This is a genomic window from Streptomyces sp. NPDC058459, from assembly GCF_042721685.1.
Lineage (GTDB): Bacteria > Actinomycetota > Actinomycetes > Streptomycetales > Streptomycetaceae > Streptomyces.
Genome location: NZ_JBHXLV010000011.1, coordinates 1 through 26,413, shown reverse-complemented (window position 1 = coordinate 26,413; position 26,413 = coordinate 1). Strand labels below are relative to the sequence as shown.

The following is a 26,413-nucleotide window of genomic DNA, read 5'->3' as shown; positions in this document are numbered from 1 at the left end:
GGCCGGCCATGGTCCGTCGACCGTCCGGCCACCCGGCCGTGAGCCGTCCGTACCGTGACCGGCCGGCCGGTCACCCCGCCGCGAGGCGTCCGTTCCCCGGTCACCTCGCCGCGAGGCACCCGCTGGTCCGTCACCCCGCCGTACCCCGTCCCCGCCCGGGGTGTCCCGCCGTGCCCCCTGAGCGGATGCGGAATCGTCGGGTTGCTGCTCCGGCTGGCCCACCCGGCACTCCCTACTGAACATGAACACCGATCGCGCGGCCGTCACACCCCGTGGCGGCGCGAAGTGTCCTTCCTACCGCTCAACGGGTGGCGCGGGACGGCGATCGCGGGGTGGTACGCCCGGAAGAGGGGTTTGATCAGGTAGAGGCCGGGGCCGATCTCACCCGAAAGAGTGGCAGCGCGAGGGCCGCTCGGACCACGTAGGCTCGTGCCGAGCGGAGAAGCGGCCGAGCCGGGCAGACGCCGGGCAGACGCCATACAGCAGGCATACAGCAGGCAGACAGGAGAGACTTCGTGATTCCCGGTGGCGGCCAGCCCAACATGCAGCAGTTGCTCCAGCAGGCCCAGCAGATGCAGCAGGACCTCGCGCGGGCCCAGGAGGAGCTGGCGAACACGGAGGTCGAGGGTCAGGCGGGCGGCGGTCTGGTCAAGGCGACCGTGACCGGCTCCGGCGACCTGCGCGCACTGAAGATCGACCCGAAGGCCGTGGACCCGGAGGACACCGAGACCCTCGCGGACCTCGTCGTCGCCGCCGTGCAGGCGGCGAACGAGAACGCGCAGGCCCTCCAGCAGCAGAAACTCGGCCCGCTGGCCGAGGGACTCGGCGGCGGCGGCATCCCCGGTCTGCCTTTCTGACGGCCGGGCAACTACCGTACGTACCGCAAGGTCGTGAAGGAAAGGCAGTCCGTTGTACGAAGGCGTGGTCCAGGACCTCATCGACGAGCTGGGGCGGCTCCCCGGCGTCGGTCCCAAGAGCGCGCAGCGGATCGCCTTCCACGTTCTCCAGGCCGAGCCGACGGACGTCAAACGGCTCGCCCAGGCCCTGCTGGAGGTCAAGGCGAAGGTCCGCTTCTGCGCGGCCTGCGGCAACGTGGCACAGGAAGAGCTGTGCAACATCTGCCGCGACCCGCGCCGCGACCCCTCGGTCATCTGCGTGGTCGAGGAGCCCAAGGACGTCGTGGCCGTCGAGCGCACCCGTGAGTTCCGGGGCCGCTACCACGTCCTGGGCGGCGCCATCAGCCCCATCGAGGGCGTCGGCCCGGACGATCTGCGGATCAGGGAACTCCTGGCCCGGCTCGCCGACGGCACCGTCACGGAGCTGATCCTCGCCACCGACCCCAATCTCGAAGGCGAGGCCACAGCGACGTACCTCGCCCGCATGATCAAACCCATGGGTCTGAAGGTCACCCGCCTGGCCAGCGGCCTCCCGGTCGGCGGGGACCTGGAATACGCGGACGAGGTCACCCTCGGCCGCGCCTTCGAGGGGAGACGACTCCTAGATGTCTGACGCCACGCTGCACGCCACCGCGCAGAACCCGGACGACTTCGCGGTCCAGATCGCCGACCAGGTGGAGAGCTTCCTGGTCGCCGTCACCGAGGTCGCCAAGGGCGACGAGCCCGGTTCCACCGTGCCCTTCCTGCTGCTGGAGGTCTCCCAGCTGCTGCTGGCCGGAGGCCGCCTCGGCGCGCACGAGGACTTCGTCCCCGACGAGCGCTACGAGCCCGACCCCGGCCCCGAGATCGACGCGGACGGCCTGCGCGAGAACCTGGCCCGGCTGCTGGACCCGGTCGACGTCTACTCCGAGGTCTTCGACCCCTACGCGCCCCGTACCGCGCCGGTCGCCGCCCGGATCTCCGACGACCTCGCGGACGTCATCACCGACCTCAGGCACGGCATGGTCCACTACCGCGCCGGCCGCATCGCCGAGGCCATGTGGTGGTGGCAGTTCTCCTACTTCTCCAACTGGGGCCCCACCGCCTCCGCCGTGCTGCGCGCCCTGCAGTCGGTGCTGATCCACGTCCGCCTGAACCAGCCGCTGGAGGAGCTGGACGGCCTCGACACCGACCAGGACCTCGGCGACGAGGCGCTGGAACTGGAGGCCGGGCGGGTCATGGCCGAGGAGATCGGGACGCCGCTCGGCATCCGTCAGGTGCGCTGACCGCGCTCTGTGACGCCCGGCCCCTGCCGCGTGACGGTCGTGGCGCCGGGCAGGCCCGGGACCGGGCGGACGGGCGACGTCTCACCATGCGGGAGCGCGACGGGGGATTTCGGACGCTCGATAGACTGAGCCGACACAGACGAACCGAGCGAGGAGCGCACGTGGGCCTTGTCGTGCAGAAGTACGGAGGCTCCTCCGTAGCCGATGCCGAGGGCATCAAGCGCGTCGCCAAGCGGATCGTGGAGGCCAAGAAGAACGGCAACCAGGTGGTTGTCGTGGTCTCCGCGATGGGCGACACGACGGACGAGCTGATCGATCTCGCCGAGCAGGTGTCTCCGATGCCTGCCGGACGTGAATTCGACATGCTGCTGACCGCCGGGGAGCGAATCTCCATGGCCCTGCTGGCGATGGCGATCAAGAAGCTGGGCCACGAGGCCCAGTCGTTCACGGGCAGCCAGGCAGGTGTCATCACCGACTCTGTCCACAACAAGGCCCGCATCATCGACGTCACGCCGGGCCGCATCCGCACCGCGCTGGACGAGGGCAACATCGCCATCGTCGCCGGTTTCCAGGGTGTGAGCCAGGACAAGAAGGACATCACCACGCTGGGCCGCGGCGGCTCCGACACCACCGCCGTCGCGCTCGCCGCCGCGCTCGACGCCGAGGTCTGCGAGATCTACACCGACGTGGACGGCGTGTTCACCGCCGACCCGCGCGTGGTGAAGAAGGCCCGTAAGATCGACTGGATCTCCTTCGAGGACATGCTGGAGCTGGCCGCGTCCGGCTCCAAGGTGCTGCTCCACCGGTGCGTGGAGTACGCCCGCCGGTACAACATCCCGATCCACGTCCGCTCCTCCTTCAGCGGGCTGCGCGGCACGTGGGTCAGCAGCGAGCCGGTCGTCCCGAACACAGAGCAGCAAGGGGAACAGCAGGTGGAGCAGGCCATCATCTCCGGGGTCGCGCACGACACCTCCGAGGCCAAGATCACCGTCGTCGGGGTGCCGGACAAGCCGGGCGAGGCCGCGGCCATCTTCCGGACCATCGCGGACGCCCAGATCAACATCGACATGATCGTGCAGAACGTGTCGGCCGCCTCCACGGGCCTGACCGACATCTCCTTCACCCTGCCGAAGACCGAGGGCCGCAAGGCCATCGACGCGCTGGAGCGCGACCGCGCCGGCATCGGCTTCGACTCCCTGCGCTACGACGACCAGATCGGCAAGATCTCCCTGGTCGGCGCCGGTATGAAGACCAACCCGGGTGTCACGGCGTCCTTCTTCGAGGCGCTCAGCGACGCGGGCGTGAACATCGAGCTGATCTCGACCTCCGAGATCCGCATCTCGGTCGTCACCCGCGCCGACGAGGTCCCCGAGGCCGTCCGCGCCGTGCACACCGCCTTCGGGCTCGACTCCGACACCGACGAGGCCGTCGTCTACGGAGGCACGGGCCGCTGATGGCGCGCCCCGGTCGCCCGGCACTGGCGGTCGTGGGGGCGACCGGAGCCGCGGGAGCGGTGATGCTCCAGATCCTGTCCCGACGGGCGGACGTCTGGGGCGAGATCCGCCTGTTCGCCTTCCCGCGCTCGGCCGGCCGCAAGCTGGCCGTGCGCGGCGAGGAGGTCGAGGTCGCCGCCCTCACCGAGGACGCCTTCGACGGCGTCGACGTCGCCATGTTCGGCGTACCCGACGAGGTCGCCGCCCGCTGGGTGCCCGTCGCCGCCGCCCCCGGCGTCGTCCTGTGCGACGACCCGGCCGCCGGGGAGTACCCCACCCCGGCCGACGTGGTGGGCACCGACCCCACCTATGTGGGCCGGGTGCGGCGGGCGCTGGACGACCCGGCCGCGCTCGAACTCTTCGTCTGCGGCGACAACCTGCGCAAGGGCGCCGCCCTCAACACCGCCGAGATCGCCGAGCTGGTGGCCGCCGAAATGGTGTGAGCGTCCTGTGGTGTTCATGGGGTTCCGTGACGGAATGTGGCCGGAGCCATGGTCCAAACCACTTGTGACTCGCACTGATCACGACAGAGGATTTGCCTCCCGGCGCTCCGCAACCGCGCGAGTACGGGGAGCGTCTTTGTCCTCACCCCGGTGCGGCGGGACGCGGATTTCCGGGCGCGGGGCGTCTCGGCAGGGCGTGGTGACGCCCTTTCAACTAGGCGTAGGGGAAGAGCGGGGCGCATGGCGGCACTTGAGGATGTTCCGGTCGTCGTGACTGTGACGCCGGGCACGTACAACCCTGTCGGGGGTACGTGTGTCCAACTGGCGTGGCAGAGGTACTCGAACTCGCACCGGCTCTCTTCGAGGCGGGCGTGTCCCCAGCAGTCCGTGGCGCGACGGCGCTCCGGCCGCCCCGTGCGGCCCCCCGTCCGCGTGTGCCCGGCGGCATGCCGGTGATCGCGCCGATGCCCGCGGCGCGTTCCACCCGCATACCCGGCCAGCGCGACGGCGCCGACGACACCGCGGGTGACGTTGCCGCCGGCACGACCGTCGACCATCTCACCGAGACCTACCGGGCGCACTACCGCTCCCTGCTCGGTCTCGCCGCGCTGCTCCTGGACGACACCGCTTCCTGCGAGGATGTCGTGCAGGAGGCGTTCATCCGCGTCCACTCGGCGCGCAAACGCGTCCGGGACAAGGACAAGACCCTGGCGTACCTGCGCCAGACGGTCGTCAACCTCTCCCGGTCCGCGCTGCGCCGCCGCATACTCGGCCTGAAGCTGCTGTCCAAGCCGATGCCGGACATGGCGAGCGCGGAGGAGGGTGCCTACGACCTGCTGGAGCGTGACTCCCTCATCAGGGCCATGAAGGGTCTTCAGCGCCGCCAGCGCGAGGTGCTGGTGCTGCGTTACTTCGCGGACATGACGGAGGCCCAGGTCGCCGAGACGCTCGGCATCTCGCTGGGCTCGGTGAAGGCGTACGGCTCACGGGGCATCGCCGCGCTGCGGGTGTCCATGGGGGCCAGGACATGAGCGAGCACGACGAGTCAGCCACGGGGGCCGACCGGCACGGCAAGCCGACGCACGCTGGGAACGAAACTGTGAACGACGGCACCCGCGGAGAGGACTCCGCCCGTCCGGACACCTCCGCCGGCGAGGAGACACAGAAGCCGGCCGGGCTCGAACGGCTGCTGGGGCCGGGCGGCGCGTCGTCCGGCGGTGAGCGGCGCGGCACCGAGGCCGCCGGGCCTGAGGACGGCCGCGACGACGGGCCCGACTTCGGGCTCGGCGCGGACGAGCAGGCGCTGCGGCGGCTGCTGCACTCCGCCGTGGAGGACGTGCGGCCCCGTACCGGCTCCCTGGAGCACCTGCGGCGGGCCGTGCCCGCGCGGCGGGCCCGCAAGCGGCACGCGGCGGTCGGGATGGCGGCGGCGGCGCTGCTGCTCAGCACGGCGATTCCCGCCCTGGTCCACGTCTCCGACACGGGCGGCACCGACCCCAACACCGCGATGGCCGGCCAGTCCGAGGCGACGCGCGGCCCCGAGGGCAAGGGCGCTCCGTCCGACGGCGCCACCGGCGGCCCCCGCGGCACCACGGGCGGCGTCCCGGCTCCGGGCGGGGACGGCGACAAGAAGACCGAGCCCGGCAAGAAGGACGGCGGCGAGAAGGGGTCCGCCGGCGCGGTCGACCCCTCGGCGAGCCTCGGCTCCGGCACCCCCGGCTGCACCCCGGCCCAGCTGGGCGTCACGGGCAGCGCGGGCGGCCCCGACGCCGGAGGCGTGGTCTACGGCAGCTTCCGGGTCGCGAACATCTCCGTCACCCCCTGCGTGGTGACCGGCGCGGGCCAGGTCGGCGCGGTGGCGGTCGGCGCGGCCGACCGGGCCAAGCTGAGCGTGGCCGCGCATGTGGCCGGGGACGCGGCGAGCGGGCTGCCGGACCCGGCGCTGGCGGTTTCCTCGCTGGTGCTGCGGCCGGGTGGCACGTACGAGGAGCAGTTCGCCTTCGTGCCGTCCGAGACCTGTCCGGTGCCGGGAGGCGGGGCGACCCCCGGCGGCGGCTCGGCGACCGGCGGGCCCTCGCCCGACCCGTCGCCCACCGCCGACCCGGGCCCGACCAGCAGCGCGGACGGCGACGGCGGCACGGCCCCCCAGCTGCTCACCGCCGACGGCCCGGCGGACGGCAGCGTGCAGATCACCTACAGCACGGCGTCCGGCGGGGCGGCGACGGCCGCCGTCCCGAACGCCTGCGCGGGGACGGTGTACTACACGGGGATGCGGTCCTAGACGGTGCTCGGCGTGCCGGCGTCCTCGGGGGCGCCGGCCGCGTCGGGGGCGCCGGCCTCCTCGGGCAGGATGCCCAGCTCGGCGTCGCGCGCGGCCTCGGCCTCCCGGCGCAGCAGCCGGAACCACATGAAGATCACGAACCCGGCGAAGACGAACCACTCGCCGGTGTAGCCGAGGTTCTGGAACGCCTTCAGGTCCAGGCCGGTCCCGGCGGGCGCGGTCGCGGGCACCGCCTTCATCCCGTCGCCCCGGTCCAGCGTGACCCAGGCCGCGTACAGCTTGTCCGGCACCAGGTTGACCAGGTTGACCAGGGTGGCCGGGCTGATCGCGCCGATCTGCCCGGCGGGCAGTCCGCCGGTCGTGGGGACACCGTTGCTGCCCGGGGTCTCGGGGGCCTGGAGCGCGCCGGTGACGGTGACCTTCCCGGCCGGGGGCTCCGGTGCCTTCGCCGGGTCGGCCGCGCCGGGCAGCCAGCCCCGGACCACGGGGAGGGACTCGCCGGTGGACGTGCGCAGCAGGGTCACGACGTAGAAGCCGCTCTTCCCGTCCAGCTCACGGCCGGGCGCGAGGAGCTGCCTGCCGTACTCGCCGCTGACGACGACCCGGCGGCCCGAGGTGGCCTTGTCGACGGGCAGCATCCGCGCGAGCGGCACCGCCTCCTCGTGGCGGGAGTCAGCCGCCTGTTCGGTGGCGGTGCGCTGATCCTGCATCCGCCCCTCGAACCGGCTGAGCTGCCACGACCCCATGAACACGCAGAACGGGATGGCGAGCAGCACGAAGACGTTGATGCCCCACCAGCGGGGTGTCAGCAGAAACCGGTACACACCCCCAAGGTACGGCGCCCCCTTTGGCACCTTCACGGTGGCCCCGCCGGATCACCCTCACGGGGGCCCCGCCGGTCGACCCCGTGCCGGTGCGGCCCCCGGCAGTCCGGCCCGCTCCACGACGACTACACGCCCGAACCCGCGTTCGAGACCTGCCGCGCCCGCATCGCCCAGCTCAGGGCTGTCCCCCAGGGCGTCGGACGGGTGATCCTAGAGGCATGGACAAAGCTGACGAAGCTGTGGAGACGCCCGACTGGGAGAAGCGGTTCCGCGCGCCGAGGGTCTCGCTGCCGGACTGGGCCGAGGACGCGCCCGACCGCTCGCTGTTCGTGTCGAACGCGACCGGCACTTACGAGCTGTACGCCTGGAACCGCGCGAACGGCGCGCAGCGGCAGGCGACGGACCGGCCGAACGGCACCACGGACGGCGTGCTCTCGCCGGACGGCGCCTTCATCTGGTGGTTCGACGACAAGGACGGCGACGAGTTCGGGGTCTGGCGCCGCCAGCCCTTCGAGGGCGGCCCCGACGAACCGGCCGTAGTGGGCCTCGCGCCCTCCTACCCGGCCGGCCTCGCCCTCGGCCGCGACGGCCGGACGGCCGTCGTCGGCCGCTCGACGGACGAGGACGGTACGACCATCCACCTCGCCCGCGCCGGTGCGGCGCCGGCGGAGATCTACCGGCACCGCGAGTCCGCCGGCGTCGGCGACCTCTCGTACGACGGCACGCTGATCGCGATCGAGCACACCGAGCACGGCGACGCCATGCACAGCGCCCTGCGCGTGCTGCGCCCCGACGGCACGGCCGTCGCCGACCTGGACGACACCCGCGGCGGTACCGAGGAACTGGGCCTGGAGGTGCTGGGCTTCGCCCCCGTCGACGGCGACACCCGCCTCCTCGTCGGCCACCAGCGCCGGGGCCGCTGGGAGCCCCTGGTGTGGGACGTGGCGAGCGGCGCGGAGACGGACCTCCCGCTGGACCTGCCCGGCGACGTGGCCGCCGAGTGGTACCCGGACGGCACCGCCCTGCTGATCGCGCACGGCTTCGAGGCCCGCAGCGAGCTGTTCCGCTACGACCTGGCCACCCGCGAGCTGGACCGCATCCCCACCCCGCCCGGCACCGTCTCCGGGGCGACCGCCCGCCCGGACGGCAGCGTGGAGTACCTGTGGTCGTCGGCCGCCGAGCCGCCGGTGGTCCGCTCCACCAGCGGTACCGTCGTGCTCGACCCGCCCGGCCTGAAGAGCCCGCCCTCGGTCGCGGTGGAGGACGTGTGGGTGGACGGCCCCGGCGGCCGCATCCACGCCCTCGTGCAGAAGCCCGCCGGAGCCACCGGCCCGCTGCCCACCGTGTTCGACCTGCACGGCGGTCCCACCTGGCACGACAGCGACTCCTTCGCGGCGGGCCCGGCGGCCTGGGTGGACCAGGGGTACGCCGTGGTCCGCGTCAACTACCGCGGCTCCACCGGGTACGGCCGCGCCTGGACCGACGCCCTGAAGCACCGGGTCGGCCTGATCGAGCTGGAGGACGTGGCCGCGGTGCGCGAGTGGGCCGTCTCCTCCGGCCTCGCCGACCCCGAGCGCCTGGTCCTCACCGGCGGCTCCTGGGGCGGCTACCTCACCCTCCTCGGCATCGGCACCCAGCCGGAGGCGTGGACGGTGGGCATCGCCGTGGTACCGGTCGCGGACTACGTCACCGCGTACCACGACGAGATGGAGGCGCTGAAGGCCATGGACCGCACCCTCCTGGGCGGCACCCCGGAGGAGGTCCCGGAACGTTTCGCCGCGTCCTCCCCGCTGACCTACGTAGACGAGGTCAAGGCCCCCGTCTACATCTCGGCCGGCGTCAACGACCCCCGCTGCCCCATCCGCCAGATCGACAACTACGTCGGCCGTCTCCGCGACCGGGGTGCCCCGCACGAGGTGTACCGCTACGACGCGGGCCACGGCTCACTGGTGGTGGACGAACGGATCAAGCAGGTCCGCCTCGAGATGGACTTCGCCCGGCGGCATCTCGGCGGCGCGGAGCGGTAGGACGGTTCAGCCCAGCTCCGCCAGGCCCCGTCGGGTCGCCGCGACCACCACCCGGTCGTCCTTCGTGAGGAGGCGGCCGGGTGGGGTGTCGGGTTCCCCCTCCACCGCGAGGGCGCGCCAGGCACCCGGTTGGAAGGCGGCCGCCAGGGTGCGGCCCGCCAGCTGGGGGCGGGCGGCGACGTCCACGGAGGCGAAGAGCAGCACCCGCCGCTCCACCGGCACCGCGCCCAGCACCCGCCGGCCCAGCATGGCCCCGGCGAAGGCGGGTGCCGAGAGGTAGGAGACGCTGCGGCTGCGGGTGACGGCCAGGGGGTGGGCCACGCGCAGGGTGCGGTACACGGCGGTGGCGAAGTCGTCGTCGTACAGCCGCAGTACGGCGCGGAGGTCCGGGCGGACCCCGCGCGCGTACAGGACGGCCTCCAGGTTGGTGGTGTCCGCGCTGGTCACCGCGAGCAGGGCGTGCGCCCGGTGGATCTTGGCCGCTTCCAGCACACCCTCCTGGGTGACATCCCCGATCACCACCGGCACCCGCAGCCGCCGCGCCACCGCGAGGCCGCGCGCCTCCGGGTTGCCCTCGACGCACACCACCGGGATGTGCAGCTCGCGCAGCCGGATCAGCACCCGCGTACCGATCTTCCCCAGCCCCAGCAGCACGACGTGCCCGCCGAGCCCGCGCGGGGGTTTGCGCAGCGCGGACTGCGTACGGAAGGTGCCAAGACCCTCCAGTACGGCCGCCAGCAGGACGGGCAGCAGGAGCAACCCGACGAGCCCGGAGAGGAGTTGGAGGATCTGACGGCCCAACGGCTGCCCCAGTGCGGGGTCGTCGATGGCGAACAGGTCCAGCAGCGTCAGGTAGAAGGCCCGTACGGGATGGGTGCCGGTCACGATCGACAGGGCCACCGCGAGCGCGATCACGCAGCCCGCCAGTACGGCCAGCGACCACCTCAACTGCTTGGAGAACAGGGAGGAGAGGGGCGGCACACCGCCCACGCCGAGGCCGTTGCCCGCCGCCGTGCCCTCCGCCGCCGAGAACCGCTCCAGCATGACGGTGGACCGGCCCCCGGCCCGCCGTACCTGCTCGTCGTCGGGCAGCAGCACCGGGCCCTCGTCACTGCCTTCTGCGGACAGCAGGGCCAGCGTGCACACCCCGCGCGGCGCGGGCCCGCCGGACGGGGGCGAGATCCGCTCCACCGCCCGCAGCAGCAGTCCCTCCGCCTGGATCACCTTGCCGGTACCGGCCACGGCGGTCGCGGCCAGCGCGGGCGCGGCGGTGTCCGCGTCGGACAGCACGGACGTGGTCGCCTCCCGTACCGCCTCCTCGTCCTCACCCACCAACACGGCCGCCTGATCGAGAAGTTCCTCGATGTGCTGGCCCAGCCGGCGGTTGTAGAGGCGCAGTACGAGCCGCAGGCGCGGGTTCAGCCGGCGGGCGGTGAGCGCGGCGCGGATGTTGGTCTCGTCGTCCTCGTAGACCAGCGCCAGCGCGGTCGCCCGCTCCACCCCCGCCTCGGCGAGCACCCGCTCGGTGAGGAACTCGGTCTCCAGCACCCGTTCCCCGCCCGAGCGTCGGCTCGCAGCGCCGGCCTCACCCCCGCCCGGCACGGGCCCGCCCCGGCCGACCGCCACCGACACCACCCGGTCGAACAGCGCCGCCGGAGCCGACCGCGACCGCCCCACCACCGGCCGCCGCGCGGTACGGGCGTTCGGCGGCACGACGAGGACGACCTGCTCGCCGTAGACTCCGCGCAACTCGGCGGACAACCGGTGCGCCAGACCGTCGTCCCCGCACACCACCATGGGCGCCGACGCGCCACCGGAACCGCCCTGATACGGAACGCTGTTCGCCACGAAGGGAAAGACTGCCCCAAGAAGGCGGACGGTTCCAGCGATCACCTGAACGGGCCCTGACGCGGCCGCGTACCGCACAGCAGCCGCACCCAGCCGGAGGTACCCCAGCCGTGGCCATCACCGAAGACGCCCCGCTTGGCGAGGGGTGTACTGGTACTCGCACCGGCACCCGTACCGGTACTGGCACCGACACCGGCACTGGTACTGGCATCGGTGCCAGCACCAGTACCAGGCTGAGTTCGCCTCTTGTCCTGACCCTGGTACTGCTGCTCGCCGTCCTTGCCCAGGCGCCGATCCGGGGCGCGCTCGGCACCCCCGTGATGCAGAGCTGGACCACGGTGTTCGTCGCCGTCACCGTGCAGGCGCTGCCCTTCCTGGTGCTCGGGGTGCTGCTCTCCGCCGCCATCGCCGTCTTCGTGCCGGCCGCCTTCTTCGCCCGCGCCCTGCCCGGCCGGCCCGCGCTCGCCGTACCGGTCGCGGGGCTGGCGGGCGCGGTGCTGCCGGGATGCGAGTGCGCGTCGGTACCGGTGGCTGGCGCGCTGGTACGGCGGGGCGTGACCCCGGCGGCGGCGCTGGCGTTCCTGCTGTCCGCGCCCGCGATCAACCCGATCGTGCTCACCGCCACGGCCGTGGCCTTCCCGAACGACCCCCGGATGGTCCTCGCCCGGTTCGCCGCGAGCCTGCTGGTGGCCTGCGCGATGGGCTGGCTGTGGCAGCGGCTCGGCCGGGACGACTGGCTGCGCCCGCGCGCGCACGGCGCGCACGAGGGCGGGACGAAGGCGGAGACGTTCTGGAACTCCGTACGCCACGACACCATGCACGCGGGCGGCTTCCTGGTGGTCGGCGCCATGGCCGCGGCCACCCTCAAGGCGGTCGCCCCGGCGGAGTGGCTCCGCACGGCCGCCGGCAACCCCTTCCTCGCGGTCCTCGCGCTCGGCGTGCTCGCCGTGGTGCTGTCCATCTGCTCGGAGGCGGACGCGTTCGTCGCCGCCTCGCTGACCGACTTCTCCCCGACGGCCAAGCTGGTGTTCCTGGTGGTGGGCCCGATGATCGACCTCAAGCTGTTCGCCATGCAGGCGGGCACCTTCGGGCGCGGCTTCGCGCTGCGCTTCGCCCCGGCCACGTTCGCGCTCGCCGTCACGGGCGCGCTGGTCACCGGGGCGGTACTGCTGTGAACCGCCAGGCGCAGGCCGCCGTGATGTTCCTGCTCGGCGGGGCCCTGCTGCACGCGGGGACGACCGATCTCTACCTCCGGTACGTCAAGTCGGGCCTGCGACCGATGCTGCTGGCGGCGGGCGTGGTCCTGATCACGGCAGCACTGGCCACCATCTGGTACGAGCGGAAGCGGGCCGCTGCCGGTGGCGCGCACCCCGAGCCCCGGGTGGCGTGGCTCCTGGTGCTGCCCGTCCTCGCCCTCATCCTCATCGCCCCGCCCGCCCTCGGCTCCTACAGCGCGGTGCGCACCGGCACGGCACTCCAGCCCCCGTACGGGCTCGACCCGCTGCCCGCCGCCGACCCCGTCCGGCTGAGCGTCGTCGACTACGCCTCCCGCGCCGCCTACGGCGCCACCCTGCGCGGTCGCACCGTCCGCGTCACCGGCTTCCTCGCGCTGGACGCGCACGGCACCCCCTACCTGGTCCGGATGGCCCTCAACTGCTGCGCCGCCGACGCCCAGCCGGTGAAGATCGGCCTCACCGGCCGGCTCCCGCCGGTGCTGCGGCCGGACGCGTGGCTGGAGGTGACGGGGGTGGACGCGTCCCGTCGGACCCGGGACCCGGTGAACAACGGGGTGATCCCGTATCTCCGGGTGACCTCGGCGCGGCCGGTGCCTGCTCCGGCCGATCCGTACGACGAGACGTGGAACAAGTGAGGGACGCGGCGGGGTGAGCGGCCGGCACCGTGACGGGGCTTCCGGACGACCGTGCGCGCCCTGTGCGGCCCTCCCGCACACCCCGGTGGCGCAGCTCACACCCCCCCGTGTCACACCCGGGCCGTCCCGGCCGTCGTAACCGTGAATCCAACGGAACCGGCCCACAGGAGCACGCCATGGACGCTCGCCTGAACCCCTTCGCCGTCCCCGCCGCCGCCAAGGTCATCAAGCACATCGGCGCGGCCGGAAAGGTGGTCTCGGACTCCACCCTCCCCGCCGCCACCCAGGAGCTGGTGAAGATCCGCGCCAGCCAGATCAACGGCTGCGGCTTCTGCCTCGACATGCACACCAAGGAGGCGGCGCACGCCGGTGAGACCCAGCAGCGGCTGCACCTGGTCGCCGCCTGGCGCGAGGCCACCGTCTTCACGGACGCCGAGCGCGCCGCCCTCGAACTGGCCGAGCAGGGCACCCGCCTCGCCGACGTCCCGGGCGCCGTCACCGACGAGGCGTGGGCGAACGCGGCCAAGCACTACGACGAGGACCAGCTCGCCGCGCTGGTCTTCCTCATCGGCCTGATCAACGCCTACAACCGCATGAACGTCATGCTCCGCATGCCGGCCGGCGCTTACCAGGTCGGCCAGTTCGCCTGAGCCGCGCGCGAGCCGGGGCACGGGGCACCGGCACGGCTGCTAGGGCATCCGGAGGTGAGACGGCGTGTGCGCCCCGCCGCGCGCACGCCGCTCGCTTATCGTCGGCCAAACACCGACATCCGGAGTGAACATGGGAAAAACGGATGAGCTGGTGGGAGTGGTCGACAGGGCGGCGACGGTCGTCACCCCCACCGCTCCACCGGCCCGCCCCAGCCCCGTACGCCCCCTGCTCGCCCTCACCGTGGCGGCGGCGGCGGGGATCACGGTGCTGCTGCTCGCCCGCGCCGGGGTGCTCGACCGGCCCGCCGTCCAGGCGTGGCGCACGGTCTGCCTGGCGATCACCGTGCAGGCGCTGCCGTTCCTGATCCTCGGCACCGTGCTGTCCGGCGCGATCAACGCCTTCGTACCGGCCGACCTGTTCACCCGCGTGCTGCCCAGGCGGGCCGCGCTCGCCGTGCCGGTGGCCGGGCTGGCGGGGGCGGTGCTGCCGGGGTGCGAGTGCGCGTCCGTACCGGTCGCCAACAGCCTGATCCGGCGGGGCGTCACCCCGGCCGCCGCCTTCGCGTTCCTGCTGTCCGCGCCCGCTATCAACCCGATCGTGCTCACCGCGACGGCGGTCGCCTTCCCCGGGAACCCCGCGATGGTCGCCGCCCGGCTGGTGGCCTCGCTGGCCACCGCCGCCGTGATGGGCTGGCTGTGGCTCTGCTTCGGCAAGGAGAAGTGGCTGCGCCCGGCCGTACGGCACACCGGCCACCAGCACGGGCAGAGCCGCTGGGCCGAGTTCCGCCAGGGCTTCCAGCACGACTTCCTGCACGCCGGCGGCTTCCTGGTGCTCGGCGCGACGGCCGCGGCCACCTTCAACGTCGCCGTACCGCGCTCGGTGCTGGACACCTTCTCCGGCTCGCCCTGGCTCTCCGTGCTGTTCCTCGCCGGACTCGCCGTCCTGCTCGCCGTCTGCTCGGAGGCGGACGCCTTCGTGGCGGCGTCCCTCACCGGTTTCTCCCCCACAGCCCGGCTCGCCTTCATGGTGGTCGGTCCCATGGTGGACCTGAAGCTGATCGCTCTTCAGGCCGGCACGTTCGGCCGCGCCTTCGCCGTACGGTTCTCCGCCGCGACCACCGTCGTCGCCGTCACCGCCAGCGCCCTGATCGGAGGCGCGCTGCTGTGAGACGCCTCGCCCAGACCGCCCTGCTCGCCCTCATCGGCGCCGGCCTGCTGCACACGGCCCTCCTCACCGACCTCTACCTGCGCTACGTCAAGGAGGGCCTCCGCCCCGTCCTGATCACCTCCGGCGCCGTCCTGCTGCTGTTCGCCGCGGTGAACACGTACTTCGACCTGCGCCGGCCGGACCGCACCGGGCACGAGCACGCGCACGAGCACGGCCACGACCACTCGGCCGCCCCCAAGGTCGCCTGGCTCCTCGCCCTCCCCGCCCTGAGCCTCCTCCTCTACGCCCCGCCCGCCCTCGGCGCGTACACAGCGGCCCACTCCAACGGGAAACCGGTCGCCACCACCCCGAGGGAACGTTTCCCCGCCCTTCCCACGACCTCCCCCCTCCCCCTGACCCTCACCGGCTTCACCCAGCGCGTCCAGCAGGACCCCACGCTGGCGATCAAGGACAGGAAGGTCCAGCTCACCGGGTTCGTCACCCCGGCCGGCTCCGGCGGCGGCTGGTACCTGACCCGGATCATCTTCACCTGCTGCGCGGCCGACTCCCAGACGGTCAAGGTCCGCGTCCACGGCCCCGACGCCCCGCCCGCCGACACCTGGCTCGCGGTCACCGGCACCTGGCACCCCGCGGGCCGCCTCGGCACGAAGACCGCCGAGGCCGCGCTCGACGTCCAGCAGACCCGTCCCATGGCCCAGCCGGTCAACGCCTTCACCGACGACCTCCCGCTGACCCCCTCGTAGCGGCGCCGCGGCCCACCCCCGCGCTACCCTGGTGACCGGCCGTGTCTCACCACGCGGCGCGGCGGTGGGGCTCGCCGTACCCGAACCGCGGCACCGGTGCCGCCGACAGTCCCTACTTGCGATGGAGCGCGCCCGCGTGCGCGGGCCCCGGCGAGTAGGAGACGTACGCCCATGACAGCACCACGACCCGGCACGACGAACGAACCCGTCGATCCCGACATCGACCTGCGCGCCCCCGCCCAGTGGCAGGAGGCGTGGCGGGGGCAGGGCCCGGTCGTCGCCGTGGTCGCGCTCGGCGGCGCGATCGGCGCGACGGCCCGGTACGCGGCGTCGCTGCTGTGGCCGGTCGGGAACCCCGGCTTCCCATGGACCACCCTGCTGGTCAATGTGACCGGCTGCGCGGTCATCGGCGTGTTCATGGTGCTGATCAGCGAGGTGTGGACGGCGCACCGGCTGGTCCGGCCGTTCTTCGGCACCGGCGTGCTGGGGGGCTTCACGACGTTCTCGACGTACGCCGTCGAGATCGAACGGCTGGTGGACGCCGGTGAGGCGCGCACCGCCCTCGCGTATCTGGCCGCGACCCTGCTCGCGGCCCTCGGCTCGGTCGGACTGGCGGTCGCGCTCACGCGCCGCGTCCTGGCCTGGAGGCAGCGATGAGCACGACCCGGCTGACCGGCGACGCCCTCAGGGTGACGATCTTCATCGGCGAGCACGACACCTACCACCACAAGCCGCTCTACAGCGAGATCGTGCACCGCGCGCACGCGGCCGGCCTCGCTGGCGCCAGTGTGTTCCGGGGCATCGAGGGCTTCGGCGCCTCCTCCCGCGTCCACACCGCCCGGCTGCTCTCCCTGAACGAGGAACTGCCGGTGGCGATCGTGATCGTCGACACCGGGGAGCGGGTACGGGCGTTCCTGCCGCAGCTCGACGAGCTGGTGGAGTCGGGGCTGGTGATCCTGGACGAGTGCCAGGTCATCCGGTACGCGGGCCGGCACTCGGGCGGCCGCTCCGGCCGCCGCTCCGGTAAGGAGAAGCAGGCGTGAACTGGCTCCTGGTGATCATCGGCGGCGCGGCCGGAGCCCCCCTCCGCTACCTCACCGACCGCGCCGTGCAGAAACGCCACGACGCCGTCTTCCCCTGGGGCACCTTCACCGTCAACGTCCTGGGCTGCCTCGTCCTCGGCCTCCTGACCGGCGCGGCGACGGCGGGCGCCGCCTCCCCCCACGTCCAGCTCCTCATCGGCACCGGCCTCTGCGGCGCCCTCACCACCTACTCCACCTTCTCCTACGAGACCCTCCGCCTCACGGAGGACGGAGCCCGCTTCCTGGCCGCGGCCAACGTGGCGGCCAGTGTGGTCGCGGGCTTGGGCGCGGCGTTCGTGGGGACGGCGCTCGCGGAGGCGATCTGGGCCTGACAGTCAGACTCAGGGTGAGACGCGCCCACCTGGCTCGGCCGTGGATCAGCCGTGCGGAGCGGCCACGGCGGTCGCCAGTGCCTGCACGACGGTCACCACCGAAGCGACCGACCCTACGGCCAGATTCAGATCCACGAGGTTCTCCGTCAGACGCCGCCGGTCGGGTTCGAAGCCCGCCAGTTCCTCGCTGATGCGAGCCGTGGTGCGCCGGGCCAGGGCAGGGTTGCTCAGTTCTGTCTCGTGCTCGTCCAGCACGGCGGCCAATTCAGCCGGGTTCGCCTGGATCAAGGCCGGTCGACGTGCAGCCTCGGTACCCGCGCCGGTGGTCTGGACTTGGCGCTGATCCCCACCGCGCCCGGTTGAACCTGCGACACACCGGCGTGGTCACCCGCTGGGCTCGTAACAGTGGAGTGATCGCCGGTGTCCTGGGCGCTTTTGGCTTCCTGGCCGTGACCAGAAGGGCAGCAGACTGTGCGCAGGACGCACGGGAGCGCGCCGAGTCCGGGGTCGCGAAGGCTGCCGCGGCCCTGCGTGATGAGAGCCCGGTCAGGTAGGGCGACTGGCGCGTCTGTCCTGGCCAGGGTCCGGGGCTTGCAGCCGTGCGGGATGTCCCGCTCCCGGGTTGGTGCCATCCCGGCTGGCGGCCCTTGCAGGGCGCGGGTCGGTCACACCTTCTTGACGACGACCGTGTCCGGGACCAGTTTCTCCAGGTCGTCGACGTCCGAGGTGAAGACGGTGACCTGTCCCTTCTGCCGTCGCGCGATCACGGCGAGCACGGCGTCGATCGCGTACTTGTGGCCGTGCAACTTGGTGTCGGCCAGGAGCCGGCGTGCCTGGCGGGCCTCGTCCTTCCCGATGTCGGCGACCTGGAGCCGGGACAGCACCCAGTCCCAGCGCTGTTCGGTCGTTCTGCCGTCGTACGCCTCGACCAGGGTCATCGGCGACGTCACCACCTCGGCCTCCCCTCGCGCCGCGAGGTCGAGCCAGGCGATCATCCTCCGATCACCGCGCACGGCCAGGGAGAGAGCTTCACAGTCCAGTACGAAGACACGGAGCGGCCTCTGCCCGTGCTCACCGGCGCGCTTCCTCACGCGGCCTCTCCGGCGTTGCGCTGTCCCGAGGCGCGGCGCCGCTCGTGTTCGGCGTCGAGATCCTCCAGCTCGCCTAGGGCTGCCACACGCTCGTCCTCAGTCACGGGGCCGTGCTCTTCCTGCAGCCAGTCGACCAGTTCCAGGAGCCGGTCCCGGTCGCGCTTGAAGCGCAGCGCCTCGGCGACGTACGCCGACAGGCCCCGCTCGGCCGCGTCCGCGCGGATCTCGTCCAGGAGATCCTCGGGAATCGTCACGGTTACCTTCTTCGTCGCCATATAAGAGACCATACTCTTGGTATCACGATCCTTACCAGTGCGGCACGGTCGACGATTCGACGGTCAGGCGGCCGTGGCGGGGCGTGGGCTGCCGTGGAAGACCTGGCTGGTGTGCCAGGAACGGTGGATGGCGGCGACGGGGTGTGCGCCCGGTTGAGGTCCGATGAGTGGGCGGTCGGCGAGCGCGATGACGTGTTCGCGGGCGGCGGGGCTGTGGCCGACGAAGCGCTGGGAGACCAGGATGCGTTGGCCCTCGCCCACACCGAGGACGCCCTTGTCGAAGAGCTTGTGGTGCAGCGAGCACAGGCACAGCCCGTTGTCGACGTCGTCCGGACCGTCGAACGACCACCAGCGCACATGCGCGGCCTCCAGCCCGACCGGCACCGCGCCGATCCTGCCGTCGTAGCCGCAGAACGCGCACCGGTATTCGTAGGCCGTCAGGACCCGCTCCCGCATCCGAGGGTCCCGCCGCCTCCGCACGGCGGCCGAGAGTTGTCCGGTCTCCGCCTGCTCCAGCTCCAGGCCGACGGATTCGCACAGGTCGCCGTGGAGCGAAGGCGGGAAGTGCAGGTCGAGCAGGACCCGTGCCATCCGGCCGAGCAGCTCCGGCTCACTCCGCAGCGCCGCCCGCAGTTCCGGCGCCAGCCGCCCCGCGGCCCCCGTGGCCCGCAACTCCCGCACCCCGCTGCCGGGGCTGCCCGGTCCGCGATCGGTGCGCACCTCCCACACTCCGTCGCTCACCAGGTGGTGGAACGGGTAGGCCGGAGTCGTCCTGTTCGGCGGACCGTACTCGGACAGCAGCCGCCGCAGATCCTCCTCCACCGCGCTGTACCGCAGTTCGTCGGCGGCATCCTGCTGGAACCGGCCGAGCGCGTACAGCAGGAGCAACGGCTTGTGCGGAGCGCGGGTCCCGCTTCTGGTCCACTGCCTCAGTTCCGCGGTGCGCTCCAGCCAGTCCATGACAGGCGATCGTAGCCGCGCCTCGTCGATCAGCGATCTGCGCGTGTGGGGAAAGCCTAACGAGGCGTGGCGAGTTGACTGCGACGTGCCGTGACCAGGTGGCGCCATCGTGCGCGGGTCCGTTGTTCTCCATCGATCCACCGTGCTCGCGCGGTGTGCTCGGGAAGCGGAAGGCCGGCCATGAAGTGGGCGATGTCGACGTAGTAGGCGTAGTCGCCGCTCTGCGTGAGTTCGCGCAGGCGAGTGATCGCGGTGGCGAGGCCGTCCTGGGCGTCGAGGACGGCGTGGTGGAAGCACATGGCCAGTTGCAGCTTCGCCGCGGCGTAGGCAATGCCGGAGACACCGATTTCGGCGAGCAGTACGGCCGCCCGGCTGGGCAGGTCGGCGGCGAACCCGGCGTCGCGTACGAGCACGGCGATGCGAGCGGTCATCTCGCTGGAGCGCAGGCTGAGTTGGGACAACAGCCGTTCCGCTAGATCGAGTTCGTCATCGGCCCGAAGCCGATCGGAGAAGGACACGGCGAAGGCGAGATGCGCCTGCACCATGGCGGTCTCGCCGACCACACCGTGCTCCTCGGCTTCGCTCCGGCCTGCCAGGTAGGCGGCTACCGCTCGCTCCATGTCACCCTGCACCCACCACACGTCTCCCAACACCCGATGGTGCCTCCCCTCCCAGCCCAGTCTCCCCGCGGCTTCGACCGCGGTCGGGAAGTCTCCGGACAGGCGGCTCAGGTGTGCCAGGCCGCGCCGAGCCGCGGAAGAGAGCCGGCCCCCGGCTGAGGCGACGCGCTGCATCCCGCGACGCGAATCGTCGGTCAGACCGAGGTCTCGCTGGGCCTTCGCCAGGTAGTACGTGGCCAGTTCGACCAGGTCATCGGGGAGCAGCTCCGAGGCGAGGACGGCCGAGAGCCGACTGGACGTGCGTTCACGGTGCTCGTGCTGGCGCCGGGCGATGGCGCTCAGCGTTTCGACCAGAGCATCTGCCGAGGTCTGCAGACCACCTGATGATGTGGCATCGGCGGCGGGAAGCGCCAGCGGTTCCCAGACGGAGTCCCCCACGTACTGGAATGCGGCATCGGCGAGCCAGCCGAGATCGAGACGGAAGTCCCGTGCGAGGAGCAGTCCTTGCTGGAGACAGCCGACCAGGACTGCGCGATCGTGTCGCAGGTCCTGGCGCCACTGTGATTCCAGTGCGTGGAAGGCTCGTAGGGCCGCGCGCCGCCAGTCCTGTTCCGACCAGCGGTCGTCACTGCTGTCGTCTGCGTTGCGAATGGCGGAGCGGATCAGGTCATGGACGTGGAAGGGCCACACACCGGAGGAGGACTCCCGGATAAAGGGGCGCTCGGTCAGCCGTAGGGCGGGCGCGTCGTGGTCCATTCCGGCGGCTTGGGTGGCCAGGGGTACGGAGAACGCGCTGAGCAGGCTGACCGAGCGGAGCACGTGGCGCTCATCGGCGGTCAGGTCGCTGAGGGTACGGGCGATCAAGGCGGGAAAGTCGTGGTCGAAGTCGGTGACCTGCGGCTGTCTGCCGCCGCGCCGGAGTTCCAGATAGCGCATGACCGACAGGTCCAGGTAGAGAGGCAACCCGTGCGAGCGCTCGGTGATGATCCGGCGGACCGGTTCGTCGATCAGCGGCTGCCCGTCGCGGCTCAGCCTGCGGACCAGGTAGTCCTCGCAGTCTTCGGGAGAGAAGTCGCCGATCAGGACCTGACGGCCCGATACAGCTCGCCCCACATGTGCCGTGTCGGCTGCGAGGCCGGGCCACGCGTGCGGCCCGGTCCAGTCGACCTGCCCCTCCAGACTCGTCTCCGCCCACTGGAGGCGGTTGCGTCCGGTGACGACGAAGAACGCGTTGGGCATCAACCACACGGTGCGTTGGAGCAGACGCTCGAAGTCGCGGTGCGTGCGGTCGCCGGTGTCCTCGAAGGTGTCCAGCAGGATCACGGGCACTGCGCGCTTGCCGACAGGGATTTGGGCCAGGTCCCAGGCGAGTAGGTGCGGGTAGAAGCTCAGGGCTTCCAGGTCGGGCTCGGCCTCCAGGAGGTCGGCCAGGCGTGAGCAGCCGGCGAGGGCGCGTACAGACTGGCGCCGTTCGCGTAACGCCTTGATGAGCGCTCCGGCCCCGTGCCCGAGCGCACTGCCGACTGTGCCGGGCAGGAGCAGAGCCTGGGCGACATCGCTGAGGGCGGACTGCATCTGCTGCGGCAGGGCGGCAGCGGCGCTGAAGCGGCTCAGCAGCCCGCCCCGGCGCAGGTAGTCCTCGATCGGTTCGCCCGGGTGGTTGTGCTCCCAGTAGCGGCGCAGGGCGAGGTCGAAGGCGGGCAGTGGCCGGCCGAGCGCGGCGATGGCAATACGGATGGTGAGGATGACGCGCTCGAAATCCATACCCGCGGCGCGCGCGAGATCGATACGAACCGGCAGGGTCCGCTCTTCGGGGTGGGATGGCGATTCCCACTGCGCCGGGCGGTGCTCGCTGCGGGCCAGCGATGCCTCGATCTTTCGGGAGAGCGTGGATTTGCCGATCCCGCCCACACCGTGGAACACGAGGATGTTGTGGCGGGGAGCTTCCAGGTCCTCCACGTCGAAGTCCGCACGGGTCACGTGCCGTATGTGCTCGGCGAGGCCGGCTGTTACGGCCTGCCACTGTGCCTGCCGGTTCGTGAACGCCTCACTGGCGGCGATGCTCCGGTCGTTCGAGCTGAACAACGTTCGAAGGTCCCGCGCTGCCACTGCTCCCCCTGACGATCAACTGGGGCCAAGACAAACTCCGTTGACGACAGCATGGCACGCCCGCATTCAGTCAGTTCCGCAGGCCGCATCCGACACGCGGCAGTTCAGCCGACGACCTCGGTCAGGGGACGGTGACATGGGTTCCCATCCGCGTACTCACCCTCACAGGTCGAGCAGGCTCTCCCGGAAGTTCTCGACGACATCCCGTCGCGGGTAGAACAGGCCCAGCAGCAGGAAGGTCTTGGGGCGGGCCGCGTCGTTCCCGACGAAGCAGTGCACGGCCTTCTCCGGAGTGACCATCCGGTCGAACCAGCGCTCGCGAAGCTTCTCCTCCACGCCGTCCTTCCCGTAGTGGCGAACGAACTTGCGGTACGACTCGCCTGCCTCCCAGTCCCTCAGCCCCATGTCGTGACCACCGCACTCCTGGTCCGCGCATCGGAAGCCGTACCGGAACTCAAGCGGCATCCAATCCAGTTGGCGAAGGTCCTGCGCGAGTAGATCCAACTGGTCTGCCAGGGCCGCCTTCGAAGCTGGCCTCCGCTCAGCAGGAGCGAAGCGGAAGCCGGTGAACTCCGCTGGGCGGAAGACACCAAGCGACGTCCCCCGAAGCTCCTGGTCCCGCTTTATGGAGCACAGGGACGGCGCCACGAGGGGCTGAACATGCGAGAAGCGTTCGCGTCAGCCGTCTGCAGGTTGGGGCGCAAGCTTTCGGGACGGCGGTCCCCATGGTGTCGCTGCACATCGACCTCGACGATCGAATACTTGGCGAACTGGCTTTCTTCGTTCAGCAGCCGGAACGGAACCGGGAAGAGCCGCACATGCTGGGGCGCCCCTTGGTCGAGCCGTATGCCGGCCACGCAGCTCGTCTCGTGGTACTTCCCGGACAGTTCCGGATAGGTCCTGACCGTGATCATGATCCGTGCGCGCTGCCAGATCCCCGATCCCATGGTTGCCCCCTCCACTGATCTCCCGATCCGATTGGAGGAGAGGCATGCGCCACCGGCAGGGCGCGTACAGGAGCGAGGGGCGAAGTCAGGCCAGGGGAATTACGGGCACGGCGGCCCGCTTGCGGACCGTCTCCAGGACGACCTGTCGGTGGCAGCGGCTTTCGTCTTTCTCGAAGCACAGCACCGCGACCCGGGACTGCCGGGCATGCTCTGCGAGGCGCTCAAGATCGGTTTGCGCTTCCTCGGACCGCAGCACTCCACAGAACCGAGCCCGGCCCACGTCGAGGCGGCCCTCCCAGAACGGCGCCCGGTTGTCCTTGGGATTGCCCAGGCCACGCAGGTGGGTGTATTCGATGCCGGCCTCGGCGAGTGCCTGCCCGAGCCGGGTCTTGCTGAAGCCCTTCTCGCCGCTGATCGGCGTAAGTCGTACGTCCGCCACGACATCAATACGGCTGTCGAGGAGAGAGGAGACGAACGAGTCGATGTCCCGGCCTTCGTACCCGGCGGACCAGAGGCCGGGAGCGACCTTGGTCTCCTGGAAGAGTTCATCGAGGGAGACTTCAAGTGCCTCGGCGACTCCTCCGACGGTGGAGAAACTTGGCTGGATCGCTCCCTCGCTCTCCAGACGGGCCAGCGTCCCTACAGCGATGCCAGCTTCCTTGGAGAGCCGCTCCCGCGACCATCCTCGAGCCCCCCCGCATCGCTCGCACGCGCTGGGCGAGTGCTCGGGCGTGGTCGTGGGGACGCGCTGAGTGATGGCTCGCCATGTGTCGTGATCCTAAGGGCGGTTGAGGCGGGCGGGCATGGTGTTCCCGGCCGACTACTAGGCTGGATTCGCGAACGCGCAGGTCCGAGTGCCCTAAGCCGCCGCACTTCAGACGGCCTCACCAGTCACCCACTGGGAGAACCCGATCAAGATCTTCTCCCAGATTTCTCCCAAGCAGTCTCCAGGAACCACTCAGGGGCCTGATCCATCAACTGGATCAGGCCCCTGACCTGGTACTTCACTGTCGGGGTGGCGGGATTTGAACCCACGACCTCTTCGTCCCGAACGAAGCGCGCTGCCAAGCTGCGCTACACCCCGATGTCGCTGCTGTCGCGGCGACGTCGTTTACTTTAGCCCACTGGGGGCCTGGGGCGAAATCCGGTTAGACGCGGCGGCGGACCGGGGAGGGGCGGGCGTGGTCCAGGGGGATCAGGAGCAGCGCGGAGGCGTAGATCGCCAGGCCCAGGAGGAGCGCGTTGGCCAGGGTGTGGCGGTAGCCGTGGGCCGTGACATCCAGGAAGGGGTAGAGGGCGCGGGCCCGGACCAGGAGGAAGACCAGGTAGGCCAGGGGGAACAGCAGCCAGCCCGCCGCCTGCCGCAGATGCATCCGTGAGGCCGGGGTCAGCAGGAGCCAGTCCAGCACCGCCGCCAGCGGGATCAGCGTGTGCAGGACCTGGAGGGCGGCCCACTGGGCGTGCCACCGTGCCGGCGGCGCCGTCGCGCCCGTCATGGTGAACGGTGGCGTCGTGTGGGCCAGCAGCCCGTGATAGATCACCGCGCCGATCACCACGTACAGCAGCACCGCCCCCGTCAGGGCGGCCGGCAGGGCGCGGTGGGGACGCCAGGAGCGGGAGGCCGACACGAGCGTGACCACCGCCAGCAGCACCGTGCTCTGCACCTGGAAGTAGCTCAGCGCGTGGGCCGCGCCGGCCAGGTAGCTCTCCAGGGCCACCCCCGCGCCCGCCAGCAGCGCGGTCAGCAGGCGGTACACGGCCACCAGGGGTCGTCGGACCGGGGCCACCACCGCCGTCACCGGCACGAAGGACGGCTTCAGAGCGGGTGTGCTCGCCCAGGGGATCGCGGGCAGATCCGGGATCTCCCGGGGCACGGGCGGTATCGGTGCGGTCATGCCCTCACGCTAGGCAGGAGGGCGAAACGCGGCCATTCAGGCCGCTCCGGACGGGTTACGTCCGCTCCACCAGCGTCAGCAGCGTCGCCTCAGGCGGGCACGCGAAGCGGACCGGGGTGTAGCGGTTGGTGCCGCAGCCCGCCGAGACATGCAGGTAGGAGGTGTTGCCCTCCGCCGTGTGGGTGGACAGCCCCTTGACCCGGTCGGCGTCCAGGTCGCAGTTGGTGACCAGCGCGCCGTAGAAGGGGACGCACAGCTGGCCGCCGTGCGTGTGCCCGGCGAGGACCAGCGGGTAGCCGTCCGCCGTGAAGGCGTCCAGGGTGCGCAGGTAGGGGGCGTGGACGACGCCCATCGAGAAGTCGTACGTCCCGGAGGGGCCGCCGGCCACGCGGGCGTAGCGGTCGCGCTTGATGTGCGGGTCGTCCAGGCCGGTCAGCTCGATCGAGACGCCCTCGACCTTCAGCACGCCCCGCTGGTTGGTCAGGTTCAGCCAGCCCGCGGTGTCGAAGCCGTCCCTGAGGTTCTCCCAGGGGTTGTGTGCCACGCCGACCGCGGGCGCGTTGCCGTTCAGGCCGTGCTTCCCGCTCGTCTTCTCCAGCAAGTACCGCGCGGGGTTGCGGAGTTTGGGGCCGTAGTAGTCGTTGGAGCCGAAGACGTACGCGCCGGGGAACTCCATCAGCGGGCCCAGCGCGTCCAGCGTCTCGGGGACGCCCTCGGGGTCCGAGAGGTTGTCACCGGTGTTGATCACGAAGTCGGGCCGCAGCCCGGCCAGCGACTGGAGCCAGCGCTGCTTCTTGCGCTGCCCGCTCACCATGTGGATGTCGGAGACCTGAAGCATCCGCAGCGGGCGCATGCCCGGCGGGAGGACCGGCACGGTCACTCGTCGGAGGCGGAAGGAGCGGACCTCGAAGCCCGCCGCGTACGCCACTCCGGCGGCTCCGGCCGCCACGATTCCCAGGGGTACTCCGTATCGCGCGCGCATACGCCCATCGTGTCAGACCCCGGCGGAGCCTCAAGAGCGGGCGCCCCTCTGACCGAAGGCCCTTTAATCAGGGGGCATCCGGCCGGCCGCACCTGCGACAATCGGTCCATGACCACCACTCTCAAGGCGAAGCTCCACGACGACCTCAACGCCGCGATCCGCGCGCGCGACGAGCTGCGCTCCGCGACGCTCCGGCTGACCCTCTCCGCGATCACCAAGGAGGAGGTCGCCGGCTGGGAGAAGCGCGAGCTGTCCGACGACGAGATCCTCAAGGTGATCACCAAGGAGGCCAAGAAGCGCCGCGAGGCCGCCGACGCCTTCGCCCAGGGTGGCCGTCCCGAGCAGGCAGAGCGGGAGAAGGCGGAGGGCGAGCTGCTCGCCACGTACCTCCCCAAGCAGCTCTCCGACGACGAGCTGACCGCGATCGTGGCCCAGGCCGTCGAGGAGGCGAAGGCGGGCGGGGCCGAGGGTCCGCGCGCCATGGGTGCCGTCATGAAGATCGTGAACCCCGAGGTGGCCGGGCACGCCGACGGCGGCCGGGTCGCCGCGATCGTGAAGCAGCAGCTCCAGGGCTGACACCGCGCGTACGACAGCGGGGCCGCACCCTTACGA

The 26,413-nt window shown here is 71.6% G+C and carries 28 protein-coding genes, 1 tRNA gene and 1 pseudogene; 17 read left to right on the top strand and 13 right to left on the bottom strand.

Going from position 1 to position 26,413, the window contains the following annotated elements; translation table 11 throughout:
- Positions 1-515: 515 nt before the first annotated feature.
- The 7 genes from ACFWN1_RS04230 to ACFWN1_RS04200 all read left to right on the top strand — a co-directional run bounded on the left by ACFWN1_RS04230 (position 516) and on the right by ACFWN1_RS04200 (position 6,378).
- On the top strand, positions 516-857 hold the full coding sequence (locus ACFWN1_RS04230; protein ID WP_384357989.1) for a YbaB/EbfC family nucleoid-associated protein: 342 nt from the start codon (positions 516-518) through the stop codon (positions 855-857).
- 52 nt (positions 858-909) lie between these two features.
- On the top strand, positions 910-1,509 hold the full coding sequence (recR, locus tag ACFWN1_RS04225; RefSeq protein ID WP_384357987.1) for a recombination mediator RecR: 600 nt from the start codon (positions 910-912) through the stop codon (positions 1,507-1,509).
- Entirely contained in the window at positions 1,502-2,161 is a 660-nt protein-coding gene (locus tag ACFWN1_RS04220; protein ID WP_384357985.1) for a DUF5063 domain-containing protein, read from the top strand. Before recR ends, ACFWN1_RS04220 begins: the two co-directional genes overlap by 8 nt.
- Positions 2,162-2,322: 161 nt before the next feature.
- Positions 2,323-3,615, top strand: coding sequence for an aspartate kinase (locus tag ACFWN1_RS04215; RefSeq protein ID WP_384357983.1), 1,293 nt, complete (start codon positions 2,323-2,325; stop codon positions 3,613-3,615).
- Positions 3,615-4,097 carry an Asd/ArgC dimerization domain-containing protein gene (locus tag ACFWN1_RS04210; protein WP_384357981.1) on the top strand — a complete coding sequence of 161 codons (483 nt, stop codon included), beginning with the start codon at positions 3,615-3,617 and terminating at the stop codon, positions 4,095-4,097. The genes ACFWN1_RS04215 and ACFWN1_RS04210 overlap by 1 nt, the downstream gene beginning before the upstream one ends.
- A gap of 326 nt (positions 4,098-4,423) precedes the next feature.
- Entirely contained in the window at positions 4,424-5,128 is a 705-nt protein-coding gene (locus ACFWN1_RS04205) for a SigE family RNA polymerase sigma factor (protein WP_384357979.1), read from the top strand.
- Positions 5,125-6,378 carry a hypothetical protein gene (locus tag ACFWN1_RS04200; RefSeq protein ID WP_384357977.1) on the top strand — a complete coding sequence of 418 codons (1,254 nt, stop codon included), beginning with the start codon at positions 5,125-5,127 and terminating at the stop codon, positions 6,376-6,378. Before ACFWN1_RS04205 ends, ACFWN1_RS04200 begins: the two co-directional genes overlap by 4 nt.
- On the opposite strand, the gene ACFWN1_RS04195 is transcribed toward ACFWN1_RS04200, so the two are convergent.
- Complete coding sequence (locus ACFWN1_RS04195; RefSeq protein ID WP_384357975.1) at positions 6,375-7,202, bottom strand: SURF1 family protein; 828 nt, start codon at positions 7,200-7,202, stop codon at positions 6,375-6,377. The genes ACFWN1_RS04200 and ACFWN1_RS04195 overlap by 4 nt on opposite strands.
- A 218-nt stretch (positions 7,203-7,420) precedes the next feature.
- Between ACFWN1_RS04195 and ACFWN1_RS04190 the strand changes: the two genes are divergently transcribed.
- Positions 7,421-9,229: a prolyl oligopeptidase family serine peptidase gene (locus ACFWN1_RS04190; protein ID WP_384357973.1), complete on the top strand. Its 1,809-nt coding sequence runs from the start codon at positions 7,421-7,423 to the stop codon at positions 9,227-9,229.
- 6 nt (positions 9,230-9,235) lie between these two features.
- Here ACFWN1_RS04190 and ACFWN1_RS04185 read toward each other — a convergent pair whose 3' ends face one another.
- Positions 9,236-11,026, bottom strand: a complete 1,791-nt coding sequence (locus ACFWN1_RS04185) for an NAD-binding protein (RefSeq protein ID WP_384358057.1) — start codon at positions 11,024-11,026, stop codon at positions 9,236-9,238.
- 161 nt (positions 11,027-11,187) lie between these two features.
- Between ACFWN1_RS04185 and ACFWN1_RS04180 the strand changes: the two genes are divergently transcribed.
- The 8 genes from ACFWN1_RS04180 to crcB (ACFWN1_RS04145) all read left to right on the top strand — a co-directional run bounded on the left by ACFWN1_RS04180 (position 11,188) and on the right by crcB (ACFWN1_RS04145) (position 16,922).
- The gene (locus ACFWN1_RS04180) at positions 11,188-12,252 is read left to right on the top strand and encodes a permease (protein WP_384357971.1); all 1,065 of its coding nucleotides are present in this window, start codon (positions 11,188-11,190) and stop codon (positions 12,250-12,252) included.
- Positions 12,249-12,947, top strand: a complete 699-nt coding sequence (locus ACFWN1_RS04175; protein WP_384357969.1) for a TIGR03943 family putative permease subunit — start codon at positions 12,249-12,251, stop codon at positions 12,945-12,947. Before ACFWN1_RS04180 ends, ACFWN1_RS04175 begins: the two co-directional genes overlap by 4 nt.
- 176 nt (positions 12,948-13,123) lie before the next feature.
- Positions 13,124-13,597, top strand: a complete 474-nt coding sequence (locus tag ACFWN1_RS04170; RefSeq protein WP_384357967.1) for a carboxymuconolactone decarboxylase family protein — start codon at positions 13,124-13,126, stop codon at positions 13,595-13,597.
- 130 nt (positions 13,598-13,727) lie between these two features.
- Positions 13,728-14,765, top strand: coding sequence for a permease (locus tag ACFWN1_RS04165; protein ID WP_384357965.1), 1,038 nt, complete (start codon positions 13,728-13,730; stop codon positions 14,763-14,765).
- A complete protein-coding gene (locus tag ACFWN1_RS04160; protein ID WP_384357963.1) occupies positions 14,762-15,508 on the top strand; it encodes a TIGR03943 family putative permease subunit in 747 nt (248 codons plus the stop codon). The genes ACFWN1_RS04165 and ACFWN1_RS04160 overlap by 4 nt, the downstream gene beginning before the upstream one ends.
- Positions 15,509-15,679: 171 nt before the next feature.
- Complete coding sequence (crcB, locus tag ACFWN1_RS04155) at positions 15,680-16,165, top strand: fluoride efflux transporter CrcB (RefSeq protein ID WP_384357961.1); 486 nt, start codon at positions 15,680-15,682, stop codon at positions 16,163-16,165.
- Entirely contained in the window at positions 16,162-16,551 is a 390-nt protein-coding gene (locus tag ACFWN1_RS04150) for a DUF190 domain-containing protein (protein WP_384357959.1), read from the top strand. The genes crcB (ACFWN1_RS04155) and ACFWN1_RS04150 overlap by 4 nt, the downstream gene beginning before the upstream one ends.
- The gene (crcB, locus tag ACFWN1_RS04145) at positions 16,548-16,922 is read left to right on the top strand and encodes a fluoride efflux transporter CrcB (RefSeq protein ID WP_384357957.1); all 375 of its coding nucleotides are present in this window, start codon (positions 16,548-16,550) and stop codon (positions 16,920-16,922) included. The genes ACFWN1_RS04150 and crcB (ACFWN1_RS04145) overlap by 4 nt, the downstream gene beginning before the upstream one ends.
- 45 nt (positions 16,923-16,967) lie before the next feature.
- Here crcB (ACFWN1_RS04145) and ACFWN1_RS04140 read toward each other — a convergent pair whose 3' ends face one another.
- From ACFWN1_RS04140 to ACFWN1_RS04090, 11 genes and pseudogenes are all read right to left on the bottom strand, one after another.
- Positions 16,968-17,210 carry a hypothetical protein gene (locus ACFWN1_RS04140; RefSeq protein WP_384357955.1) on the bottom strand — a complete coding sequence of 81 codons (243 nt, stop codon included), beginning with the start codon at positions 17,208-17,210 and terminating at the stop codon, positions 16,968-16,970.
- A gap of 377 nt (positions 17,211-17,587) precedes the next feature.
- The gene (locus ACFWN1_RS04135; RefSeq protein WP_384357953.1) at positions 17,588-18,013 is read right to left on the bottom strand and encodes a PIN domain-containing protein; all 426 of its coding nucleotides are present in this window, start codon (positions 18,011-18,013) and stop codon (positions 17,588-17,590) included.
- Positions 18,010-18,288: a CopG family transcriptional regulator gene (locus ACFWN1_RS04130; protein ID WP_384357951.1), complete on the bottom strand. Its 279-nt coding sequence runs from the start codon at positions 18,286-18,288 to the stop codon at positions 18,010-18,012. Before ACFWN1_RS04130 ends, ACFWN1_RS04135 begins: the two co-directional genes overlap by 4 nt.
- A gap of 63 nt (positions 18,289-18,351) precedes the next feature.
- The gene (locus ACFWN1_RS04125) at positions 18,352-19,248 is read right to left on the bottom strand and encodes a phosphorothioated DNA-binding restriction endonuclease (RefSeq protein WP_384357949.1); all 897 of its coding nucleotides are present in this window, start codon (positions 19,246-19,248) and stop codon (positions 18,352-18,354) included.
- Between the two features lie 56 nt (positions 19,249-19,304).
- Positions 19,305-21,977, bottom strand: coding sequence for an ATP/GTP-binding protein (locus ACFWN1_RS04120; RefSeq protein WP_384357947.1), 2,673 nt, complete (start codon positions 21,975-21,977; stop codon positions 19,305-19,307).
- 162 nt (positions 21,978-22,139) lie between these two features.
- Positions 22,140-22,442, bottom strand: a complete 303-nt coding sequence (locus ACFWN1_RS04115; RefSeq protein WP_384357945.1) for a hypothetical protein — start codon at positions 22,440-22,442, stop codon at positions 22,140-22,142.
- A 158-nt stretch (positions 22,443-22,600) separates the two neighbouring features.
- A complete protein-coding gene (locus tag ACFWN1_RS04110; protein WP_384357944.1) occupies positions 22,601-22,924 on the bottom strand; it encodes a hypothetical protein in 324 nt (107 codons plus the stop codon).
- 85 nt (positions 22,925-23,009) lie between these two features.
- Positions 23,010-23,625: pseudogene (locus ACFWN1_RS04105) on the bottom strand (DUF488 family protein).
- A gap of 309 nt (positions 23,626-23,934) precedes the next feature.
- Positions 23,935-24,008 (bottom strand) — tRNA-Pro (locus ACFWN1_RS04100).
- Positions 24,009-24,072: 64 nt separating this feature from the next.
- Positions 24,073-24,819: a Pr6Pr family membrane protein gene (locus ACFWN1_RS04095; RefSeq protein WP_384357943.1), complete on the bottom strand. Its 747-nt coding sequence runs from the start codon at positions 24,817-24,819 to the stop codon at positions 24,073-24,075.
- Positions 24,820-24,874: 55 nt separating this feature from the next.
- Complete coding sequence (locus ACFWN1_RS04090; protein ID WP_384357941.1) at positions 24,875-25,801, bottom strand: metallophosphoesterase; 927 nt, start codon at positions 25,799-25,801, stop codon at positions 24,875-24,877.
- Between the two features lie 108 nt (positions 25,802-25,909).
- On the opposite strand from ACFWN1_RS04090, the gene ACFWN1_RS04085 reads away from it, so the two are divergent.
- Entirely contained in the window at positions 25,910-26,377 is a 468-nt protein-coding gene (locus ACFWN1_RS04085) for a GatB/YqeY domain-containing protein (RefSeq protein WP_384357939.1), read from the top strand.
- Positions 26,378-26,413 lie beyond the last annotated feature (36 nt).

What these genes read in the sequence shown, in the direction of transcription:
- ACFWN1_RS04220 (WP_384357985.1), top strand. Translation starts at nt 1,502, where the DNA reads ATGTCTGACGCCACGCTGCACGCCACCGCGCAGAACCCGGACGACTTC.
- ACFWN1_RS04210 (WP_384357981.1), top strand. Translation starts at nt 3,615, where the DNA reads ATGGCGCGCCCCGGTCGCCCGGCACTGGCGGTCGTGGGGGCGACCGGA.
- ACFWN1_RS04200 (WP_384357977.1), top strand. Translation starts at nt 5,125, where the DNA reads ATGAGCGAGCACGACGAGTCAGCCACGGGGGCCGACCGGCACGGCAAG.
- ACFWN1_RS04190 (WP_384357973.1), top strand. Translation starts at nt 7,421, where the DNA reads ATGGACAAAGCTGACGAAGCTGTGGAGACGCCCGACTGGGAGAAGCGG.
- ACFWN1_RS04185 (WP_384358057.1), bottom strand. Translation starts at nt 11,026, where the DNA reads ATGGTGGTGTGCGGGGACGACGGTCTGGCGCACCGGTTGTCCGCCGAG.
- ACFWN1_RS04170 (WP_384357967.1), top strand. Translation starts at nt 13,124, where the DNA reads ATGGACGCTCGCCTGAACCCCTTCGCCGTCCCCGCCGCCGCCAAGGTC.
- ACFWN1_RS04165 (WP_384357965.1), top strand. Translation starts at nt 13,728, where the DNA reads ATGGGAAAAACGGATGAGCTGGTGGGAGTGGTCGACAGGGCGGCGACG.
- crcB (WP_384357961.1), top strand. Translation starts at nt 15,680, where the DNA reads ATGACAGCACCACGACCCGGCACGACGAACGAACCCGTCGATCCCGAC.
- ACFWN1_RS04150 (WP_384357959.1), top strand. Translation starts at nt 16,162, where the DNA reads ATGAGCACGACCCGGCTGACCGGCGACGCCCTCAGGGTGACGATCTTC.
- ACFWN1_RS04130 (WP_384357951.1), bottom strand. Translation starts at nt 18,288, where the DNA reads ATGGCGACGAAGAAGGTAACCGTGACGATTCCCGAGGATCTCCTGGAC.
- ACFWN1_RS04125 (WP_384357949.1), bottom strand. Translation starts at nt 19,248, where the DNA reads ATGGACTGGCTGGAGCGCACCGCGGAACTGAGGCAGTGGACCAGAAGC.
- ACFWN1_RS04115 (WP_384357945.1), bottom strand. Translation starts at nt 22,442, where the DNA reads ATGCCGCTTGAGTTCCGGTACGGCTTCCGATGCGCGGACCAGGAGTGC.
- ACFWN1_RS04110 (WP_384357944.1), bottom strand. Translation starts at nt 22,924, where the DNA reads ATGGGATCGGGGATCTGGCAGCGCGCACGGATCATGATCACGGTCAGG.
- ACFWN1_RS04095 (WP_384357943.1), bottom strand. Translation starts at nt 24,819, where the DNA reads ATGACCGCACCGATACCGCCCGTGCCCCGGGAGATCCCGGATCTGCCC.
- ACFWN1_RS04090 (WP_384357941.1), bottom strand. Translation starts at nt 25,801, where the DNA reads ATGCGCGCGCGATACGGAGTACCCCTGGGAATCGTGGCGGCCGGAGCC.
- ACFWN1_RS04085 (WP_384357939.1), top strand. Translation starts at nt 25,910, where the DNA reads ATGACCACCACTCTCAAGGCGAAGCTCCACGACGACCTCAACGCCGCG.